Raw genomic sequence first — 19,730 nt, 5'->3', positions numbered from 1 at the left:
GCGCCGGGCGCGGAGCGAGGGCCTCGTTGCCCTCACGGACTATCGCGCTGATCACGCAGTAAGGCTATCGCTCCACCCCAGGGGGGCGTCATGAGCCGTTCGTGTACAAAACCGGGCCCTGAAGTTTGACGAAATGGACAGCGACCCGGGGCGGCGCACGGGCCGATGATGCTCCGCTCACGCCCTCTTGGCACAGCGCGGGCGCGGATGCACCGTGATCTGGACGGTGGTAAGCACGGTGGTAGGCGTGGACCTGGAGGTGGGCGGCATGGCTCCGAAGATCCTTCTGGTGACCGGCGACGCGGCCGAATCGCTGGAGGTGCTCTACCCGTACCAGCGGCTGCGCGAGGAGGGGTACGAGGTTCATATCGCGGCCCCGAGCCGCAAGACGCTGCGCCTGGTGGTCCATGACTTCGAGGAGGGCTTCGACACCTACACCGAGAAGCCGGGCTACACGATCCCCGCCGACCTGGCCTTCTCCGAGGTGGACCCCGGGCAGTACACCGCCCTGGTGATCCCGGGCGGCCGGGCCCCGGAGTATCTGCGGAACGACCCCGAGCTGCGCAAGATCTGCAAGGCGTTCTTCGACGCGGACAAGCTGGTGGCACAGATCTGCCACGGCCCGCTGCTGACAGCGGCCGTGGGCGGCCTGAGCGGGCGGCGGGTCACCGCGTATCCGGCGCTGGAGCCGGACATGCAGGCGGCGGGGGCGGAGTACCAGGACGCGGAGGTCGTGGTCGACGGGACGCTGATCTCGTCACGGGCGTGGCCGGACCATCCGGCGTGGATGCGGGAGTTCCTGGCGGCGCTGCGGTCGAGGGCGCCGGTGGTGTGAGGGGACGGGGGCGTGGCGAGCGAGCGGGGGGAGGCAAGGGCGGTGCGGCCCCGGCTCACTCGTCGGCCATGCGCTCGGCCTCCCGTACGGCCTCCTCGAGCGTGTCCACGACCGGCACCCCGGCCGCCTCCAGGCTGGCCCGGCTGTGCGAACCGCCCGTGTAAAGCACGGCCCGCGCCCCCACGTGCCGCGCCGCCACCGCGTCGTCCAGGGCGTCCCCGATCACCACCATCCGCTGCGGCGGCATCCCCTCCAGCGCGGCGATATGGCGCATCATCTGCTCGGCCTTGCCGGTGTTGCTCTGCCCGGTGCGGCCGTCCACGCGGACGAAATGGCGCTCGATGCCATGCGTCCGCACCAGGGGGAGCAAATACTCGTGCGGGGCCAGTGAGCACAGGGACTGGGTGAGACCCGCCTCCTGCCACTCGGTGAGCAGCTGCCGGGCGCCGAGCGCCAGCCCGGCGGTCTCGGCCAGCGCCCAGTAGTGCCGGTGGAACACCCCGTCCATGACCGTCCACTCCTCGTCGGTGGGCAGCCGCCCCATCAGCCGCTCGTAGAAACGGGGCACCGGGACGCAGTAGAGGTCGCGATAGCGCTCGAGGGTGATCGGCGGCAGTCCGATCTCCTGGAACGAGGCGTTCGTCGCCGATATCACGGCGTCGATGTCGTGGAGCAGGGTGCCGTTCCAGTCCCAGACGAGGTGCGTCACGTGGTTGTTCCCCATTCCACGACCGTACCCGGAGGGTCGGACAGCGGGCATCACTCGATCAGGTTGGGGATCTCCTGGGTGGCGTACCACAGCAGTTCATGGTCCTCGGCGCCGTCCACGGTGAACTGCGCGTCGTCGTCGCCGAGATCCGCAGCGCCGAGCGCGTCGGCGGCCGCGGCGACGTCCTGCTCGGCGTCGTCGGCGTCCAGGTGCACGGCGGCGGCCTTCGCGAGCGGTATGGCGGCCTCGATCCGCACCTCGCCCAGCGCGGACTGGTCGAGCCCCCGGTCCGGATCGGCGACCGCCTGCCCGTCGGGCACGTCCACGGCCACCACGACCCGGCGGCGGGGCACCCGGGGGTCGACGGCGAGCAGCCGCAGCGACGCCTGCGCGGCCCGGCTCAGCGCCGCGTACTCCAGCTCCTCGATGTCGTCGGACACGTACCACTCGCGGAGCGCCGGGGTGACCGCGTAGGCGGTCAACGGCGTCGGCCCCAGGTGGCCCTCCTTGTACGCCTCGGCGAGACCGGAGAGGGTCAGGGGGACGTAGACGCGCATGGCTGCCGCTTTCATCAGAGACCAATAGGCATCCAGCATACGATCGTCCGCCCCCCGGGCCCGCCCCTTCCGCGAAGGCCGCCGGTCCCCTTTCGGGGGACCGGGACCGCCGCTGCCGTACGAGGACGAGACCGACCCGCACTCGAGCCGATGACCGGGCCCGATGACCCGCCCCACCCCCCGAATAGGTGAACCGCACCCCCGACGGCGCCCCCACGCCAAGCGCATTGCGAACCCCGAATACCCGCCGATAGAAGACTCTCCGACGAAAGCTACCGCCCGGTATTCAACCGAGCCGGAGAGACCGCAGAACGGGGCGAGGCGCATGAAAGAGAGCGTCCACGAAACAAACCAACCCACAACGACCACAGCCACGGCATACACCGAAGCAAGGCCGGAACCAGGGGCCGGGGCAGGAGCAAGGCCGGAGCCAGGTGCCGGGACGGGGGTAAGGCCGCGCCCAGGTGCCCGAGCCGAGGGCGGGACCGGGCCGGAGACGGAGGCCTGGGGCGGTGCCAGGACCGGGCCAAGGGCCGGGACAGCGCGCGGGCCGGAGACCGGGAGCGGGGCGGGGACGGGGACCGGGACGGCGGTCGGGGACGGGCCGGAGACCGGGACCGGAGCGGGAGCCCGAACCGGGACCAGGCCCGGGACCGAGCCCGGAGCCGGGGCAGGGGCAGGGCCCGGAGCCGGGGCGGGCACCAGGACCGGGACCGAGACGGGAGCCGGAGCCCAGGCGGGCACCAAGACCAGGACCGAGACGGGAGCCGGAGCCCAGACGGGCACCAAGACCAGGACCGAGACGGGAGCCGGAGCCCAGACGGGCACCAAGACCAGGACCGAGACGGGAGCCCGAACCCGGGCAGAGACCGGGGCGAGGGCAGGGACCGGGGCGAGGGCAGGGACCGGGGCCCGGGTCGGGGAGGGGGCACGGCGGCGTGGGCGAAGCGGCCCTCCGGGCCGCAAAGACCCCCGACGCCCCAGCACCCCGCCAAACAGCGCGGCACCCCCCACCACGGCCCCGCTACGCGGCACGGCCGCGCACCGCGCCGCGGCCGTATCGCGGTCAGCCGCGGCCGCCGCGGCGTGGCGGGAGCGGGACCGGCTGCCGCGCTACTGGTTCGCCAACCGGCTGGTGCTCACCCTCAGCGGTCAGCGCCCCGTCCACACCCTCCTCGGGCACGCCCTCCCGGCCGCGTACGACCAGCTGGTCGAGCTCGCCCCGCGTGCCCCGCTGCGCCCCGCCGGAGAGCGGGCCACAGCGCCCGTGGTGCGGCGCTGTGGCGAGTACCAACCCCGGCACGGGGTGATCGAGGCGTTCGCCCGGATCGCCTCCGGAGACCGGCTCACAGCGCTCGCGTTCCGGCTCGAGCTCGGCGCCGACACCCGCTGGCGCTGCGCCGCGATCGACCTCGGCCCACTCGCCTAGGGCCGAAGTACGGTTTCGCCCCTGGACTCCGGGGTCCAGGGGCGGAGCCCCTGGTATCGGGTAGGGGCGGGGAGGGGAAAGATCCACATGCGCCCCCACACCACCCCCCGCAGGGCACAACGCAACGGGCCGGGGTGCCACGCCCTCGCGTGGCACCCCGGCCCATCCACCACAACCGATGGACTACTTCTTGCGGCGCCGCCCCTTCTGCGCCTTACGCCGCTCCGCCCGCGTCAGCCCGTCCGCCTCAGACCGGGGCGCCGGAGGCGTCTCACCGTTGGGGAAGTCGCCCTCGACGACGCCGCCCTCCCCGTCCACCGTCGGCGCGGAGAAGTGCAGCCGGTCCGGCCGCTGCGGGGCCTCCAGCCCCTTGGCGCGGATCTCGGGGCGGGCGCCAGAGGGGCCCGCGGCCGGCACGCCCGCCGGCACCGCGTCCTGCACGTCCTTCTCGAGGGCGACCTGCTCCTCGGCCTCCGCCGCCGCCTGGACCGGAACCTCCTCGACCTGCTGCTCGACCTGGACCTCCAGGTTGAACAGATAGCCGACGGACTCCTCCTTGATGCCCTCCATCATGGCCTGGAACATGTCGAATCCCTCGCGCTGGTACTCGACCAGCGGGTCCTTCTGGGCCATCGCGCGCAGCCCGATGCCCTCCTGGAGGTAGTCCATCTCGTAAAGGTGCTCGCGCCACTTGCGGTCCAGGACGGAGAGCACGACCCGCCGCTCCAGCTCACGCATGATCTCGGAGCCCAGCTGCTCCTCGCGCGCCTCGTACTGCTGGTGGATGTCGTCCTTGATGGACTCCTCGATGAACTCGGCGGTGATCCCGGCGCGGTCCCCGGCCTCCTCCTCCAGCTCCTCGATGGTCACGCTGACCGGGTAGAGCTGCTTGAAGGCGCTCCACAGCCGGTCCAGGTCCCACTCCTCGGCGAAGCCCTCGACCGTCTCCGCCCGCACATAGGCCTCGATGGTGTCGTCCATGAAGTGGCCGACCTGGTCCTGCAGGTCCTCGCCCTCCAGGACGCGGCGGCGCTCGCCGTAGATGACCTCACGCTGCCGGTTAAGGACCTCGTCGTACTTCAGGACGTTCTTACGGGTCTCGAAGTTCTGCTGCTCGACCTGCGACTGGGCGGACGCGATGGCCCGCGTGACCATCTTGTTCTCGATCGGGACGTCGTCCGGGACGTTCGCCATCGCCATGACGCGCTCGACCATCTGCGCCTTGAACAGCCGCATCAGATCGTCGCCGAGGGAGAGGTAGAAGCGGGACTCGCCGGGGTCGCCCTGACGGCCGGAGCGGCCGCGCAGCTGGTTGTCGATCCGGCGCGACTCATGGCGCTCGGTGCCCAGCACATACAGCCCGCCGAGCTCCTTGACCTCCTCGAACTCGGCCTTGACCGCGGCCTCGGCCTTCTCCAGGGCGGTGGGCAGTGCGGCGGCCCACTCCTCGGAGTGCTCCACCGGGTCCAGCCCGCGCTGGCGAAGCTCGGCCTCGGCGAGGTCATCGGGGTTGCCGCCGAGCTTGATGTCGGTACCGCGGCCCGCCATGTTGGTCGCGACGGTCACGGCGCCCTTACGGCCGGCCTGGGCGACGATCGTCGCCTCCCGGTCGTGCTGCTTGGCGTTCAGCACCTCATGCGGCACCCCGCGCTTGGCGAGCTGCTGGGAGAGGTATTCGGACTTCTCCACGGAGGTCGTGCCGACCAGGACCGGCTGGCCCTTCGTGTGCTTCTCGACGATGTCCTCGACCACCGCGTCGAACTTCGCGACCTCGGTGCGGTAGATCAGGTCGGACTGGTCGAGCCTGGCGAGCGGGCGGTGGGTCGGGATCGGGACCACACCGAGCTTGTAGATCTGGTGGAACTCGGCGGCCTCGGTCATCGCCGTACCGGTCATGCCGGAGAGCTTGTCGTAGAGGCGGAAGAAGTTCTGGAGGGTGATCGTGGCGAGCGTCTGGTTCTCGTCCTTGATCTCCACCCCCTCCTTCGCCTCGATGGCCTGGTGCATGCCCTCGTTGTAGCGGCGGCCCGCGAGGATACGGCCGGTGTGCTCGTCGACGATCATGACTTCGCCGTCGATCACGACGTAGTCCTTGTCGTTCTTGAAGAGCTCCTTGGCCTTGATCGCGTTGTTGAGGTAGCCGACCAGCGGGGTGTTGACCGACTCGTAGAGGTTGTCGATCCCCAGCCAGTCCTCGACCTTGGTGACCCCGGACTCATGGATGCCGACGGTGCGCTTCTTCTCGTCGACCTCGTAGTCCCCGGTCTCCTCCTGGCCCTTCTGCGGCTCGGCGGCCTGGCCCCGGGTGAGCCGGGTGACCAGCTTGGCGAAGTCGCCGTACCACTTGGTGGCCTGGTCGGCAGGGCCGGAGATGATCAGCGGCGTACGGGCCTCGTCCACCAGGATCGAGTCGACCTCGTCGACGATCGCGTAGTTGTGGCCGCGCTGCACCAGCTCGTCCTTCGACCACGCCATGTTGTCGCGCAGGTAGTCGAAGCCGAACTCGTTGTTGGTGCCGTAGGTGATGTCGCACGCGTACTGCTCGCGGCGCTGCGCCGGGGTCATGTTGGCGAGGATGCAGCCGACCTCCAGGCCGAGGAACTGGTGCACCCGGCCCATCCACTCGGAGTCGCGCTCGGCCAGGTAGTCATTGACCGTGATGAGGTGGACGCCCTTGCCCGACAGCGCGTTCAGATACGCCGGGAGGGTGCCGACCAGGGTCTTGCCCTCACCGGTCTTCATCTCGGAGACGTACCCGAGGTGCAGCGCCGCGCCGCCCATCAGCTGGACGTCGTAGTGGCGCTGGCCGAGCACCCGCTTGGCCGCCTCGCGCACCGTGGCGAACGCTTCGGGCATCAGGTCGTCGAGGGACTCGCCGTCCTCGTACCGCTGCTTGTACTCGTCGGTGAGGGCGCGCAGCTCGGCGTCGGAGAGGGACAGGAAGTCCTCTTCGATGGAATTGACCTGGTCCGCGATGCGGTGCAGCTTGCGCAGGATCTTTCCTTCGCCTGCACGCATGAGCTTGTTGAGGACGGACACGTAGGCTGGCTCCTTGCCGGTCGGGCCTGGCACGGTCGGGGTGCGCTGGCGCGGCATTGTCAAGGGGCGCAGGCCCCGCCGCAACGGCCATCGTAAGACAGACCCCGGCACGCCGGGAGGTCCGTCACCACGAGGACCGGATGTCACCTCACCGTGTCAACGCCCGAGGGGCCCCACAGGTGCCCTCCAATTCACCGAAACCGCTCGCGGTGGGTGACGACGGCGGCGCAGACTCGGGTCGCATGGAGCCTGTCACCCTCACCACCGAGCGTCTGGTCCTGCGCCCCTTCCGCCCTTCCGACGCGGACGCGGTCTTCGCCGCTTGTCAGGATCCGGACATCCAGCGATGGACCACCGTGCCCTCCCCGTACGAACGGGAGCACGCGGCGGACTTCACCGGCCGGATCTGCCCCGAGAACTGGCGTGACGACGTGACCTACGACTTCGCGGTGCTCACCAAGGGTGACGGCGCCCTCGTCGGCGCCATGGGCCTGGTGCGGCTGGCCCATCTGCGCACTCCCGAGCACCAGGCCGAGCTGGGCTACTGGACGGTGCGCGAGCGGCGGCGGCACGGCTATACGGGCGAGGCGGCACGGGCCGTGATCGACTGGGCGTTTACCCGGCTCGGGGTGGAGCGCCTGGAGTGGTGCAGCGAGGCCGGGAACGAGGGCTCGCGGGCGGTCGCCCTCGGCGTGGGCTTCCGGATGGAGGGGACGGACCGCGCCCGGATCGTCCACCAGGGGACCCGGCGGGACGCCTGGCGGGGCGCGCTGCTGCCCTCCGACTGGGGGCTGCCGTCGACGACGCCGTATCTGCCCGCCAAGGCGTCGGAGGCGGCCAACGCGCCCCAGGGGCCGGGGGCGTCCGGCCGGGCATCCACGGCGAGGGCGACCGCCTGAGGACGGCATGGACCTCTGGCTGAGGGCGGAGTGGACGTCCGGCTGGGGGCGGCGTCGGTCGCCTGAGGGTGCCGTTGGCCGTCTGCGGGCCGCGTTGTCAGTGGGTGCTACTACGGTGACGCTCATGACGAACGCCGCCACCGGGTCCACCGTGGACCGCAAGCCCGAGGCCACCCTCTCCGCCGATGAGGCGCGGCGGATAGCACTGCGCGCCCAGGGGCTGCTGGGCGCCCCCGACCGGCGTGGCGGGGTGCGGGGCGTGTTGCGTCACCTGGGCGCGGTGCAGTTGGACACGATCTCGGTGCTGGCCCGCTCCCATGAGCTGATTCCGTACGCACGGCTGGGCGCGGTCGGCCGTAAGACGGTCGAGTCGGCGTACTGGACCGGCACCCACGCCTTCGAGTACTGGTCGCATGCCGCCTGTGTGCTGCCGATCGAGGAGTGGCCGCACTTCGCCTTCCGGCGCCGCGCCTACCGCGTCCGTCCGCACTGGAACCACGAGCTGCCCGACGGGGTGTACGAGACGGTGGTGAAGCAGCTGCGCACGGAAGGCCCGCTGACCGCCACGGAGCTGGGCGGGGCCAAGAACGGGGGGCCGTGGTGGGACTGGTCGGCGGCGAAGGTCGCGGTCGAGCGGGCGCTGATGTTCGGCGAGGTGGTGTGCGTCGAGCGGCGCGGCTGGAGGCGGGTGTACGACCTGGCGGAGCGCGCCGTGCCGGACGCCCTGCTCCATGACGACCTGGACGACCTGGAGTGTCTGCGCCGGCTGGTGCGGCTGGCCGGGCAGTCCCTGGGCGTGGGCACGCGGGCGGACATTGCCGACTACCACCGGCTCAAGGGCGAGCAGGTGGAGGCGGTGATCGCGGACTCGGGGCTGGTGCCGGTGGCGGTCGAAGGCTGGGACAAACCGGCCTGGGCGGACCCCGAGGCGCTGGCCACCCCGCCGCGCGGCCGACACCGCACCACCCTGCTGTCGCCCTTCGACTCGCTGATATGGGACCGGGCGCGCACCGAGCGGATCTTCGGCTTCAGCCATCGGCTGGAGGCGTATGTGCCCAGGCCCAAGCGGATCTATGGCTACTTCGCCATGCCGCTGCTGTCGGGCGGGCGGCTGCTGGGCCGGGTCGATCCGGGCCGGGAGGGGACGACCCTGGTCGCCCGGCAGGTGTCCCTGGAGTCGCCGAAGGCCGTGGCCCCCATGGCGCAGGCGCTGCGGGAGGCTGCCGAGTGGGTGGGCTGTGACGCCGTACGGGTCGAGCGCGTGGACCGCCCGGAGCTGTCCGCACCGCTCGCGGCGGCGGTCTCGGCGGCGGTCGCCTGAACCGACCCGGCCTGGGCTCCCCCGGGGCTCCCGGCCCCGGGGCCCGGGCCGCGGGCCCCGGCTAGCCCTTACCTGATCTCGAGGATCTTCTCCCGCATCGCGTACACCACGGCCTCCATCCTGGAGTGCAGCTGCAGCTTCTCCAGGATGTTGCGCACGTGGTTCTTCACGGTGTTCTCGCTGATGAACAGCTCCTTGGCGATATCCCGGTTGTTCATTCCGGTCGCCACCAGCTTGAGCACCTCCAGCTCCCGGTCGGTGAGCCGGGGCGCGGGCACCAGCCGCCGCTCGTCGGTGCGCTGGATCATCGACTTGAACTCGGTCAGCAGCTTGGCCGCCATCGACGGGCTGATCTGCGACTGGCCGTCCGCCACCGCCCGGATCGCGGTCGAGACCTCGTCGGTCGAGATCTCCTTCAGCAGATAGCCCGTGGCCCCCGCCTTGATCGCGTCGTAGAGATCGGCTTCCTCATCGCTGATCGTCAGCATGATGATCTTGGCGCTGGGTGCCACCTCCTTGATGGCGGTGCAGGCCTCGATCCCCCCGCGCTTGGGCATCCGCACATCCATCAGGACGATGTCCGGCAGCAGGTCCGCCGCCTTGTCCACGGCCTCGGCCCCGTCCCCCGCCTCGCCGACGACCTGGATGTCCTCCTCCTGGGCCAGGACGATCTCCAGCCCACGCCGGAAGAGCGCATGGTCGTCCACGACGAGGACCCGAATCGGCTCCTTGCGCGGTTCGCCGCGCGGCTCGCCCCCGTCCGGACCGACGCCATGGTCTTCACCGGCGTCGGACACGGGCCCGAAGCTGTCCGCCATCGTTCCTCCCCCTGAAGGCTGGCCCTTGCGGTCCGCACCTTGGGTGCACTCGGTCTGGCGTCAACCGGTGCTTTCGGTACACCGGTTGGCCGCCCGGCCATGATTTCATGCCCGGACGGCGTCATGGTCCCGCCGTGGTCGCACGGAGGTGCCCCGGGGGGCGCACGGGCGCTCCGGGGCACCTCTTACATGTCAGGCTGGATTCGGCTTACGTGTCAGGCTGGATTCGGCTGAATCTCTCGGTCAGCCGCCGAGTGCGCCACCGGCGCCGCCGGCCGCCTCTCCGACAAACGCCTCCGGCTGAAGATGAATCACCCCGTAGTCATAGCCATGCCGCCGGTAGACGACACTGGGTCGATTGGTGTCGGAGTCGACGAACAGATAGAAGTCGTGCCCGACCAGCTCCATCTCATAGAGAGCCTGGTCGAGCGTCATGGGAGCCGCGGCATGGGTCTTCTCCCGGACCACCAGGGGGCCTTCGCCCTGGACTTCCAGGGGGCCCATCCGGGTGGTGGGGACGGTTTCCGCCGTGCGCTGGGGGGCGATGTCGCCATGCCCGTTGATGCGCGCCGCGTTGGGCACGGTGATGGCCACGTCGCTGGCCGGAATCCGACCGTTGCCACGGCGCGTATGGCGCTTGTCGTGCTGCTTGCGCATCCGTGCTTCCAGCTTGCTGGCCGCAAGGTCCAGCGCCGCGTACGGATCGGCAGCGGCGGCCTCCGCCCGGATCACCGGGCCGCGCGAGCGGAGCGTGATCTCCACCCGGTCGGCGCGGTCGGACTGCCGCGGGTTGTGCTCCTTGGACACCTCGACGTCGAGGCTGATCACCTTGCCGTCGAGCTTCTGGATCTTATCCAGCTTCAGCTTCTCGGCCACGTGCTTCCGGAACCGCTCGGGCACCTCAGTTTTACGGCCCTTGACGACGATGTCCACGCAGAACTCCGTTCCCGGGTAGCTCCAGTCAATATCGGAGCGTCATCCCTTGTGCACTTGGCTCCGGCGTCTTCCGGAGCCACCGGCTTGGCGCTTTCAGCTCCTCCTTCCCACCGGGAGGATCTCAATCCCGTTTGTTCCAAGCCTCACCAGATTGCAGGCAAAACACGCCAAGCGGATGAATGAGTCATAGCACCCGCCATTCCTCACAACCGAACATAGCTCGACCGGTCGGAAGTCGGCACCCCCTACCGGCCCGTACCTCCGATCAGGTGCTTTGCCACGCTTACCACCTGCAACGGTGCGGCTTCTTCATCAGTTCCGGTTGGTGGCCGTCAGGGGTGCGGCGACCACGGCAGCGCCGATGACCAGCCCTCCGGCAGCCGTCACCGCCCGCGCCGCCTCCGCGAGCGAGGCCCCTGTGGTCATCAGATCGTCCACCACCACTACCGGGCCCGTCATGAGCAGCCGTCCACTGCCGGGGACCGTCCCCAGCGCCCCGGTCACATTCGCCCGCCGCTGCCGCGCGTCCAGCCCCGACTGATCGGTCACCCGGCGCCGCTGGCACAGCACGGCCGGGACCCTCACCGGGTGCCCGCCGGCGCGCAGCACACCCGCCGCGGCGAGGGCGATCCGCCGGGCCGGGTCATGCCCCCGAGCGCCCACCGAGCGCCGGGCCGACGGCACCGGCACCAGCAGAAGCGGACCCCCGCGGGGGCTCACCCCCGGCCCGGCACCAAGCCTCGTACCCGGTCTGATCCCCTGCCCCGCGCACGCTCCGGCACCAGGTCTCGCACCCGGGACGGCACCCGGTCTCGTCCCCTCTCGGCCGCCCGGTCTCGCCCCGGCCGCCGCGCCCGGCCTCATGGGCGCTCCCGCTCCGGCACCAGGTCTCACCCCGGATCCGGCACCCGGTCTCATACGCGCTCCCGATCTCGTCCCGGCTCCAGCACCCTGTCTCATGGGCGCCCCCGCTCCGGATCCCGGTCTCGTACCCGGTCTCGCCGCACCTACCCCGCCCGGTCCCAGGGCCGTCCGCCCCCGGGGCCCCGCGCCGGGCCCGCCGCCAGGGCAGGCCGCCCACACGGCTCTCGCCAGCGCCTCGCCCAGCGGCCGCGCCAGCCGGAGGGCTCCCCGCTCCTTGTGCGCGAGCAGCACGGCCCGCGCCTCGTCCACGTAGTCCACCGCCGCGTGGACCACCGGCAGCCCCGGCGGCACCGGGCTCGGCTCCACCCGGCGCGCCCCGGTCCCCCGCAGCGCCCCACGACAACGCTCACACAACGTGCCGCCCGGCCGACCGCATCCGGCGCAGTCGGCGGGCAGCACCAGATCAGAGATCTCCTGCCACCAGCCCCGCATGAGGACCACTCTCCCGGTGGTCAGGTCACCGCGCCACCCCCTGTGGACAACCACGCACATGTGGACAACCGGCCACCCCGAACGGTGCCCTGGCCTAAGAGCCGCCGCCCCGGCCCGGTCTGACCAGCCCGACCCAGCCGAGGCGAACCGCGGCCCTCCCAAAGCTGGGGCTCCACCACACCCCCGGACACCCGGGCGCCCAGCCCCCCGGAGCCCCGAACGCCCGAACGCCCGAACGCCCGGACGCCCGGACGCCCCTAACCGGGGTAGACCGGAGCCGAGCCGTCCTGGTCCACGGTCTTCCAATCGGTGTTCGGCAGCAGCCGCACAATGCCGTTCTCCCTGGTCTCGGCGATCAGCGGCCGGGTCTGGTCCTCCGAGGCGCCGATCGACTGCACCCCGTTCGGCCCCGGCACCTCCGGGACGTTCGCCGGGGAGCCGTCCGACTCCACGTACTGGAGCTGCTGCACCCCGTCCGACTCCCGGCCCGCGACCACCAACCGGCTGTCCCCGGCCCAGGAGAAGGTGTCCACGTCCTCCAGCTTCGGCGCGACCGCCCGCAGCGCCTCCACCGACAGCTTCGGGGCGTCCGCGGTGCCCCGCCGCTCGATCCGGCCGAGCCGCAGCGTGGTGTGGCCGGACCGCTTGATCAGCATCGCGATCCTGGAGCCGTCCGCGGACACCCGCAGCGCCGTGATCCGGCCGCCGTCCAGCTTCGGCAGCCGCACCTCGTCCGCCGGTCCGGTGCCGCCCCGCAGCCGCAGCAGCCTCGGCCGCTGCGGATCCCGGTCGGCCACCCACAGACCGCCCAGCCCGTCCCAGCTCGGTGCCGTCAGACCGTGCTCCACGCTGCCGCCCTGGCTGCGCACCCGCGCCTTGCCGCGGTCGCCGCCGGACGCGAGCTCGGTCACATACAGCGCCGAGCCGTCGGCGGTGACCCCCGCCGCGTCCCGCTCGTCACGGGAGACCGCCACCGAGCCCAGATCCGCGTCATCGGCGCCGAACGGCCCCGGAACCGGCTGCGGCCGTTCCTCCTCGTCGGACAGCCGGACCATCCGGTGCTCGGAGTCCACGAAATACTGGTGCCGCGGATGGCCCTCGACCCCGTCCGGGGCATAGGCACGCGCCGCGTCACTGGAGAGCGCACACAGCTCGGAACCGTTCTGCCGCTCCAGCCGCACCGCGCCGACCTGGGCCGACCCCTCGCCCAGATCCTGGACCGTGAACAGCGTCTGCGCCGCCATCCGGGCGCAGCGCGCCGCGCTGATCTGGGCGGCCCGGTTGTTCAGCCGGATCTTCAGCGTGTTCGAGTCGTCCAGCGACAGCCGCTCGTCCTGGCGGCCGAGCGCCGCACCGCGCGGGAAGGAGCTGTTGACCACCGGCTCCAGCCACCCCGTGGGGCCGTCAAGCAGTGCCCTGATGGTCGCGGTCACCGGGTCGATACGGCGCCGCACATAGACCGGATCGGCCACTAGCACATTGTCCCCGGCCTTCGAGTCCTCGGCGTCCGGTCCGAGATCGGCGAAGTAGTACTTGTTGACCGACCGGTAGATGCGCTGGAAGTCGGACTCGCCGAGGATCAGCCCGCGCGGCGGCCCGTCGATCCGCCACTCCGAACCGCTCAGCGTGAGGTGGATGCGCTCCTCGTACGGCTGCTCATCGGGCTTGTAGGCGTGGGTCTCGTCCACGACGGCGATCCGCTTCCCCGACAGCACGACCGTCTTACCGTTGCCATCACGGTCGCCGGGGTCCGTCTCCACCCGCACATCGGGCGCCTGGTCCAGCACGGTGGTGGCCGCGAACGGCTGCCACCGCTTGACCGCGCCCTTGGTCAGGTACTCCTTCGCCGTGCCGAAGTTCTCCTCGTCGCTCGTCGTGGCCTCCAGGAAGCCGGAGACCAGCTCCGCGGGCTGCTCGCCCTTGCCCGGACTCACCCCGTACACCCGCACCTGTGAGTCGACGTCGGAACGCGGTGAGGAGTCCACCCGCCGCACATCGCCGCTGTCGGGCATCGAGGCGCAGCCGGACAGCAGCAGGGCGCCACAGGCCAGCAGCACGGGTGCGCTCAGACCCGGGCCTCCCGGGCGGCGCACACGGCGACGGAAACGGCGACGGTCGGCACGGTCAGCGCCCACGAGGGCGGCCCTCCCCTTCGTTCAATGGCGTCTCGCTCGATGGCACCGGCCGGGCGGACGGCTCCTGGCCGCCTCGCGCTCCGTCGGACGGCGTCTCCGGGGTGCCGCGCACCACCCGGGCCCCATTGCCCGGCAGGGCCGTCGGATCGGCGGATGGCGCCCCGGTGTCGGCGGACGGCGCGGACCGCGGCTGTGCAGGCACCGCCGCCAGCCGCTCGGCCGCGGGCTGCGGGGTCGCGGTCTCACTCGGACGGCGGTTGCGCCGGGAGTCCTCGGGCTCCAGGGGGATCGGCGAGCCGCGCAGCACATCGCCCGCGGTGCGCGGCAGCGTCAGCCGGAACTGCGAACCGCCGCCGGGCTCGCCCCACGCCTGGAGCCAGCCGCCGTGTAGCCGCGCGTCCTCCACCGCGATCGACAGGCCGAGGCCGGTGCCGCCGGTGGTGCGCGCGCGGGCCGGATCGGCCCGCCAGAAGCGGTTGAACACCCGCGTCGCCTCGCCGGGCTTGAGCCCGACGCCGAAGTCCCGCACCGCGACGGCCACCGCGCCGCCCGCCGTCGCGAGCCGTACGACCACATCGCGGCCCTCACCGTGCTCCACCGCGTTGACCACCAGATTCCGCAGCACCCGCTCGACGCGACGGGGGTCAGCCTCGGCGATCACCGGTGCCTCGGCGCCCCGCACCAGGATCCGGGTGCCCTTGGCCTCGGCCAGCGGCTCGGCCCCGTCCACCACCCGGTGCACCACATCGCGCAGATCGATCGGCTCGGCCTCCAGCGCGGCCGCGCCCGCGTCGAACCGGCTGATCTCCAGCAGATCGCTGAGCAGCGACTCGAAGCGGTCGACCTGGCCCCACAGCAGCTCGGCGGAGCGCGCGGTGATCGGATCGAAGTCCTCACGCGCCTCGTGGATGACGTCCGCCGCCATCCTTACGGTCGTCAGCGGGGTGCGCAGCTCATGGGAGACATCGGAGACGAAGCGGCGCTGCATCCGGGACAGCTCCTCCAACTGCTGGATCTTGAGCTGGAGGTTCTGCGCCATCTTGTTGAACGACTCTCCCAGGCGGGCGATGTCGTCCTCCCCGGTGACCTTCATCCGCTCCTGGAGCAGCCCGGCCGCCAGCCGCTCGGAGATCCCCGCCGCCATCCTTACGGGCGTCACGACCTGCCGGACCACCACCCAGGCGATGGCTCCGAGCAGCACCACCACAAACACCCCGGCCGTGGCCAGGGTGCCCTTGACCAGGCTCAGCGACTTCTCCTCCTGGGTGAACGGGAAGAGGTAGTACAGCTGGTAGGCGTCGCCCCTGTTGTCGTCCAATCGCTTGCCGATGATCAGCGCGGGCTCGGAGCCCCCGGAGCCCGCGTGCACGATCTTCCCGTAGCGCTCGTACGGCGCCGTCCGGCCCTCGTCCACCCGACGGCGCAGATCGGCGGGCACACTGTCCGGCTGCACATCCCCGGAGGCCCGTGGCCCCCGGCTGGCCACATACGGCGTCTCGCCGGAGTCCGAGCTGAGCGCCATCACCGAATAGGCGCCCTTGCCGCCACTGGCGAGCTGCTCCACCAGCGCGTTCAGCCAGGCGCCGGAGTCCTGGGCACCAGCACCGGCCCCGGCCCCGTCCTGGCCACGGTTGTCGCTCTTGCGGTCGGCCATCTGCTCGGCCACCTCGAAGCCGCCGACGGCCTGGCCCTGCGCCGCATGGCGCTTGGCGTCCAGCAGACCGTTGCGCACCTGCCCGATGACCACCAGACCCAGCAGCAGCACCACACCGAGCGACATCAGCAGCGTGGTGGCCACCACCCGCAGCTGGATGTTCCGCCGCCACAGCCGGGCAGCGGGCAGCAGCGGACGGCGCGCCCACCGGCCGAACAGCCGGATCACCGGGTGGGCAGGCCCTCCGGACGCCCCGTCGGGCAGCAGATGCCCGCCGCTCCACAACCTGCGCAGCAGCGGTATCTCACCCGCCGGGTCGGGCCGCCCCATCCGGGCACCCTCCGGAGCTCCGCCGCCCGGTCCACCGGGCTGCGGCGCCGTACCACCGGTCATCTCAGCTGGGCCCGGCCTTGTAGCCGACACCGCGCACGGTCACCACGATCTCCGGCCGCTCCGGGTCCTTCTCGACCTTCGACCGCAGCCGCTGCACATGCACATTCACCAGCCGGGTGTCGGCGGCATGCCGATAACCCCACACCTGCTCCAGCAGCACCTCACGGGTGAACACCTGCCACGGCTTACGGGCCAGCGCCACCAGAAGATCGAACTCCAGCGGCGTCAGCGCTATCGACTGGCCGTCCCGCTTCACCGAGTGCCCCGCCACGTCGATCAGCAGATCGCCGATGGCCAGCTGTTCGGGCGCCGGTTCCTCGGAACGCCTCAGCCGCGCCCGGATCCGGGCCACCAGCTCCTTCGGCTTGAACGGCTTGACGATGTAGTCATCCGCCCCGGACTCGAGCCCGACCACCACGTCGACCGTGTCGCTCTTGGCCGTGAGCATGACGATCGGCACCCCGGACTCGGCCCGGATCAGCCTGCAGACCTCGATGCCGTCCCGTCCGGGCAGCATCAGATCGAGCAGCACAAGATCGGGCTTGGTCTCACGGAAGGCGGCAAGAGCCTTGTCGCCGTCCGACACAAACGACGGTTCAAAGCCTTCGCCGCGCAGCACGATGCCGAGCATCTCTGCCAGTGCGGTGTCGTCATCGACGACAAGGACGCGTCCCTTCATATCGACATCATCCCATTACCCGATCGTGACCTGGACCACAGCTCAGCGATACCGTCCGCGGTGACCGGAGAGATCACGCCTTCCTCTGTGACAATCGCCGTCACCAACTCCGGTGGTGTGACGTCGAAGGCCGGATTGTGGGCCTGTGTGCCCAGGGGAGCGACCGGCACTCCGGTGCCCGCCTCCTGCCCGGCAATGGGAACATGCGGAATTGTGATGTCTGTCACTTCATATCCAGGACGCTGTTCGACTTCGATCGCGGCTCCGTCGGGGGTGGCCGGGTCCACCGTGGTGGTCGGGGCTACCACCACGAACGGCACGTGGTGGTAGCGGGCCAGCACCGCGAGCGGATAGCTGCCCACCTTGTTGGCCACCGAGCCGTCCGCGGCGATCCGATCCGCGCCGATCAGCACCGCGTCCACCTCACCGGCCGCGAAGAGCGAGCCCGCCGCACTGTCGGTGAGCAGCGTGAACGCCATACCGGCACGTGCCGCCTCGTACGCGGTCAATCGCGCCCCCTGGAGCAGGGGCCGGGTCTCGTCCACCCAGAGCCGCCGCAGCTGCCCCGCCCGGTGCACCGCCTTGACCACGGCGAGGGCGGTCCCCTCACCGCCGGAGACCAGGGCACCGGTATTGCAGTGGGTGAGGATCCGATGACCCCCGGCAGGCAGCAGCTCTTCGAGGAGCACCTGACCATGGGCCGCCATGCGCTCGCTGGCCTCGGCATCCTCCCGATGCAGAGCGCGGGCCTCGGCGAGGGCCGCCGCGGCGGCCTGGGCTTCGTCCGCATCGTCCCGGAGCGCGGCGTGATACGCGGCGACGGCACGGCGGACGCCATGGGCGAGGTTGGCGGCCGTGGGACGGGCATGGGCGAGCGATTCGGCGGCCTCGTCCACATCGAAGCCGCGAGCAGCGGCGAGCGCGATTCCATACGCCCCGGCGAGGCCGAGCAGCGGGGCGCCGCGCACGGCGAGGGACCCGATCGCTTCCACCAGCGCCGGCACATCGGTGCACACCAGATCGACCTCTTCGGCGGGCAGCCGGGTCTGGTCGAGAAGTACCAGTACGGGCCCCTCCGGAGGCTCTTCCCAGCGCAGCGCCAGGGCAATGGGAGGTATGGAGCCTTCCGGGGACACCGGATGCTGATCAGCCATCCGCCCAGTTTGCCCTGTGCGCCACCGACTATTGAAGTGCCGGACCGCCCCCAGTGGCCGGTACGAGGTGGAAGCCACCGTGGCACGATGGCTGACATCCGCCCGCCGCGGACGCCGCGGCCGGACAACGAACAACCTACGGAGCGACGATGAATGACTCTCCGGGCTGGGCCCCGCCCGGATCGTCCCCTTCCGACGAACCGGACCACGGCGCTCAGCAGCAGGGCGAGCCCGCCGACCAGCCCGCCCCGGAGCAGCGAGCATGGGGCGAACAGTGGGCCCGCCGCCAGCCCCCGCCCGGCCGCTGGGCCACGACGGGACGCCGCACGCCACCGCCGGTGCCACCGGCTCCCGCACCGGGCGGCGGATGGGGCGCCGGCCGACGCCAGCCAACCGCTCCCGCTCCCCGCCCGGGTGTCATTCCGCTGCGGCCACTGGGCGTCAGCGAGATCCTCGACGGCGCGGTGGCCATCATGCGCACCCACTGGCGCACGGTCCTCGGCACCTCGCTGATCGTCTCGATCGTCACCCAAGGCCTGATCACAGCCGCCACTGGACTGTGGTTCAACGACGGCAGCGGGAACGCGAGCAATGTTCTCGACGATCCGGACGCCACCGTCGACCAGGCGCTGCGCGCCGTCGGCGACTCGCTCGGAGAGAGCGGGGCCACCATGCTGCTCGGTGTCCTCGGAACGATCGTCACCACCGCCCTGCTGACCGTGGTCGCCGCACGAGCGGTGCTGGGCCGGAATGTGTCCGCCGGGGAGGCATGGGCCGGTGCCCGGCCGCACCTCCTCCAGCTGTGCGGGCTGCTCCTGCTGATCCCCGCCATCGCCGCTGCCGTCATCGCCGCAGGTATGACACCGGGTCTGCTGCTTGCCGCCGCGGGCGTGCCGAGCGAGGGTGCCGCACTGGCCTCTCTGGGCGGACTCGCCGCGGCATGCGTCGCCGCCTGGCTCTGGGTCCGCTTCAGCCTCGCCGCTCCCGCGCTCATGCTGGAGAAGCAGGGGATCATCAAGGCCCTGCGGCGCTCCTTCAAGCTGGTGCGCGGCGCATGGGGCCGCGTCTTCGGCGTCCAACTGCTCGCCGTCGTCCTGGTCTTCATCGTCGGCGCCATCATCGAGATCCCCACGAGCCTGGTCGCCATGGTGATCGGCGGGGACAACGCCATGGACTGGCTGTCCGGCGAATCCGTCTCCGTCGGCTGGACCTTCCTGATCGTGGTCGGCGTCGGCGGAGTGATCAGCTCGACCATCACCTTCCCGATCAGCGCGGGTGTGACGGCCCTCCTCTACATGGACCAGCGCATCCGGCGCGAGGCCCTCGACCTCGAGCTCGCCCGCGCCGCGGGGGTGCCGGGGGACTCGGCAGAAGGTCATGGCGAGGACCAGCCGACCGTCGGCTCCACGTCCTCGAACTGACGGCACCACAGCAGCTGGCACCGAGGGCATCACAACAGGCCGGGGCGAACGGGGCGTCACCCGACGCCCCCTCACCGCACAGCTCATCATGCTCACAAGCCATCACCTCCCCATCGGCCCGCTCGGCGCATACGTCTGCTGCGTCTTGGGCCTCTTGGCTTGCCGTCAACGGACCGCCTGACCGGCCGTCACTGACTACTCTGCGTGACACCGACCTCGCCGCGCCAGAGGACTGATGCCTTTTCACTCGATCCGGTGGAACATGCGATCGAGTGGGAACGCAAAAATGCCTCGGTCCCGAGTACGTAGTACTCGGGACCGAGGCTAAAGATTGTTCGGCGGCGTCCTACTCTCCCACAGAGTCCCCCCTGCAGTACCATCGGCGCTGAAAGGCT

At 71.1% G+C, this 19,730-nt stretch carries 15 protein-coding genes; 5 read left to right on the top strand and 10 right to left on the bottom strand.

The window, feature by feature from the left end; genetic code table 11:
* Window positions 1-268: 268 nt before the first annotated feature.
* Entirely contained in the window at window positions 269-835 is a 567-nt protein-coding gene (locus tag VT50_RS06130) for a DJ-1/PfpI family protein (RefSeq protein ID WP_046088581.1), read from the top strand.
* 55 nt (window positions 836-890) lie between these two features.
* Here VT50_RS06130 and VT50_RS06125 read toward each other — a convergent pair whose 3' ends face one another.
* Together VT50_RS06125 and VT50_RS06120 are read right to left on the bottom strand one after the other, a co-directional pair.
* Window positions 891-1,559: an HAD family hydrolase gene (locus VT50_RS06125; protein WP_046088563.1), complete on the bottom strand. Its 669-nt coding sequence runs from the start codon at window positions 1,557-1,559 to the stop codon at window positions 891-893.
* Between the two features lie 35 nt (window positions 1,560-1,594).
* Complete coding sequence (locus tag VT50_RS06120; protein ID WP_046088562.1) at window positions 1,595-2,101, bottom strand: DUF6912 family protein; 507 nt, start codon at window positions 2,099-2,101, stop codon at window positions 1,595-1,597.
* A gap of 1,135 nt (window positions 2,102-3,236) precedes the next feature.
* On the opposite strand from VT50_RS06120, the gene VT50_RS06115 reads away from it, so the two are divergent.
* Complete coding sequence (locus VT50_RS06115; RefSeq protein WP_240529058.1) at window positions 3,237-3,530, top strand: Rv3235 family protein; 294 nt, start codon at window positions 3,237-3,239, stop codon at window positions 3,528-3,530.
* Between the two features lie 183 nt (window positions 3,531-3,713).
* Here the strand turns inward: VT50_RS06115 and secA are convergent, their stop codons facing one another.
* The gene (secA, locus tag VT50_RS06110) at window positions 3,714-6,569 is read right to left on the bottom strand and encodes a preprotein translocase subunit SecA (protein ID WP_046088561.1); all 2,856 of its coding nucleotides are present in this window, start codon (window positions 6,567-6,569) and stop codon (window positions 3,714-3,716) included.
* Between the two features lie 242 nt (window positions 6,570-6,811).
* On the opposite strand from secA, the gene VT50_RS06105 reads away from it, so the two are divergent.
* Window positions 6,812-7,468, top strand: a complete 657-nt coding sequence (locus VT50_RS06105) for a GNAT family N-acetyltransferase (RefSeq protein WP_046088560.1) — start codon at window positions 6,812-6,814, stop codon at window positions 7,466-7,468.
* Window positions 7,469-7,592: 124 nt separating this feature from the next.
* On the top strand, window positions 7,593-8,789 hold the full coding sequence (locus tag VT50_RS06100) for a winged helix-turn-helix domain-containing protein (protein ID WP_078840868.1): 1,197 nt from the start codon (window positions 7,593-7,595) through the stop codon (window positions 8,787-8,789).
* Window positions 8,790-8,857: 68 nt separating this feature from the next.
* On the opposite strand, the gene VT50_RS06095 is transcribed toward VT50_RS06100, so the two are convergent.
* The 7 genes from VT50_RS06095 to mtnA form a co-directional block, all read right to left on the bottom strand.
* Entirely contained in the window at window positions 8,858-9,607 is a 750-nt protein-coding gene (locus tag VT50_RS06095) for a response regulator (protein ID WP_014061176.1), read from the bottom strand.
* Between the two features lie 243 nt (window positions 9,608-9,850).
* Window positions 9,851-10,540, bottom strand: a complete 690-nt coding sequence (gene hpf, locus VT50_RS06090; RefSeq protein ID WP_046088559.1) for a ribosome hibernation-promoting factor, HPF/YfiA family — start codon at window positions 10,538-10,540, stop codon at window positions 9,851-9,853.
* Window positions 10,541-10,855: 315 nt separating this feature from the next.
* The gene (locus VT50_RS41280) at window positions 10,856-11,899 is read right to left on the bottom strand and encodes a phosphoribosyltransferase (protein WP_078840869.1); all 1,044 of its coding nucleotides are present in this window, start codon (window positions 11,897-11,899) and stop codon (window positions 10,856-10,858) included.
* Window positions 11,900-12,156: 257 nt separating this feature from the next.
* Window positions 12,157-14,034, bottom strand: a complete 1,878-nt coding sequence (locus VT50_RS06080; protein ID WP_420822169.1) for an LpqB family beta-propeller domain-containing protein — start codon at window positions 14,032-14,034, stop codon at window positions 12,157-12,159.
* The gene (gene mtrB, locus VT50_RS06075; protein WP_046088556.1) at window positions 14,024-16,018 is read right to left on the bottom strand and encodes an MtrAB system histidine kinase MtrB; all 1,995 of its coding nucleotides are present in this window, start codon (window positions 16,016-16,018) and stop codon (window positions 14,024-14,026) included. Before mtrB ends, VT50_RS06080 begins: the two co-directional genes overlap by 11 nt.
* A 64-nt stretch (window positions 16,019-16,082) precedes the next feature.
* A complete protein-coding gene (gene mtrA / locus VT50_RS06070) occupies window positions 16,083-16,760 on the bottom strand; it encodes a two-component system response regulator MtrA (RefSeq protein ID WP_046088555.1) in 678 nt (225 codons plus the stop codon).
* Window positions 16,757-17,914: an S-methyl-5-thioribose-1-phosphate isomerase gene (mtnA, locus tag VT50_RS06065; RefSeq protein WP_046088554.1), complete on the bottom strand. Its 1,158-nt coding sequence runs from the start codon at window positions 17,912-17,914 to the stop codon at window positions 16,757-16,759. The genes mtrA and mtnA overlap by 4 nt, the downstream gene beginning before the upstream one ends.
* Window positions 17,915-18,063: 149 nt before the next feature.
* On the opposite strand from mtnA, the gene VT50_RS06060 reads away from it, so the two are divergent.
* A complete protein-coding gene (locus VT50_RS06060) occupies window positions 18,064-19,335 on the top strand; it encodes a DUF7847 domain-containing protein (protein ID WP_046088553.1) in 1,272 nt (423 codons plus the stop codon).
* The last annotated feature ends 395 nt before the right edge of the window (window positions 19,336-19,730 follow it).

This window comes from Streptomyces antioxidans, assembly GCF_000968685.2.
In the GTDB taxonomy this organism is placed as follows: domain Bacteria; phylum Actinomycetota; class Actinomycetes; order Streptomycetales; family Streptomycetaceae; genus Streptomyces; species Streptomyces antioxidans.
Note: the sequence above shows the minus strand (reverse complement) of the source record. Positions and strands in the feature narration are given on the sequence as shown.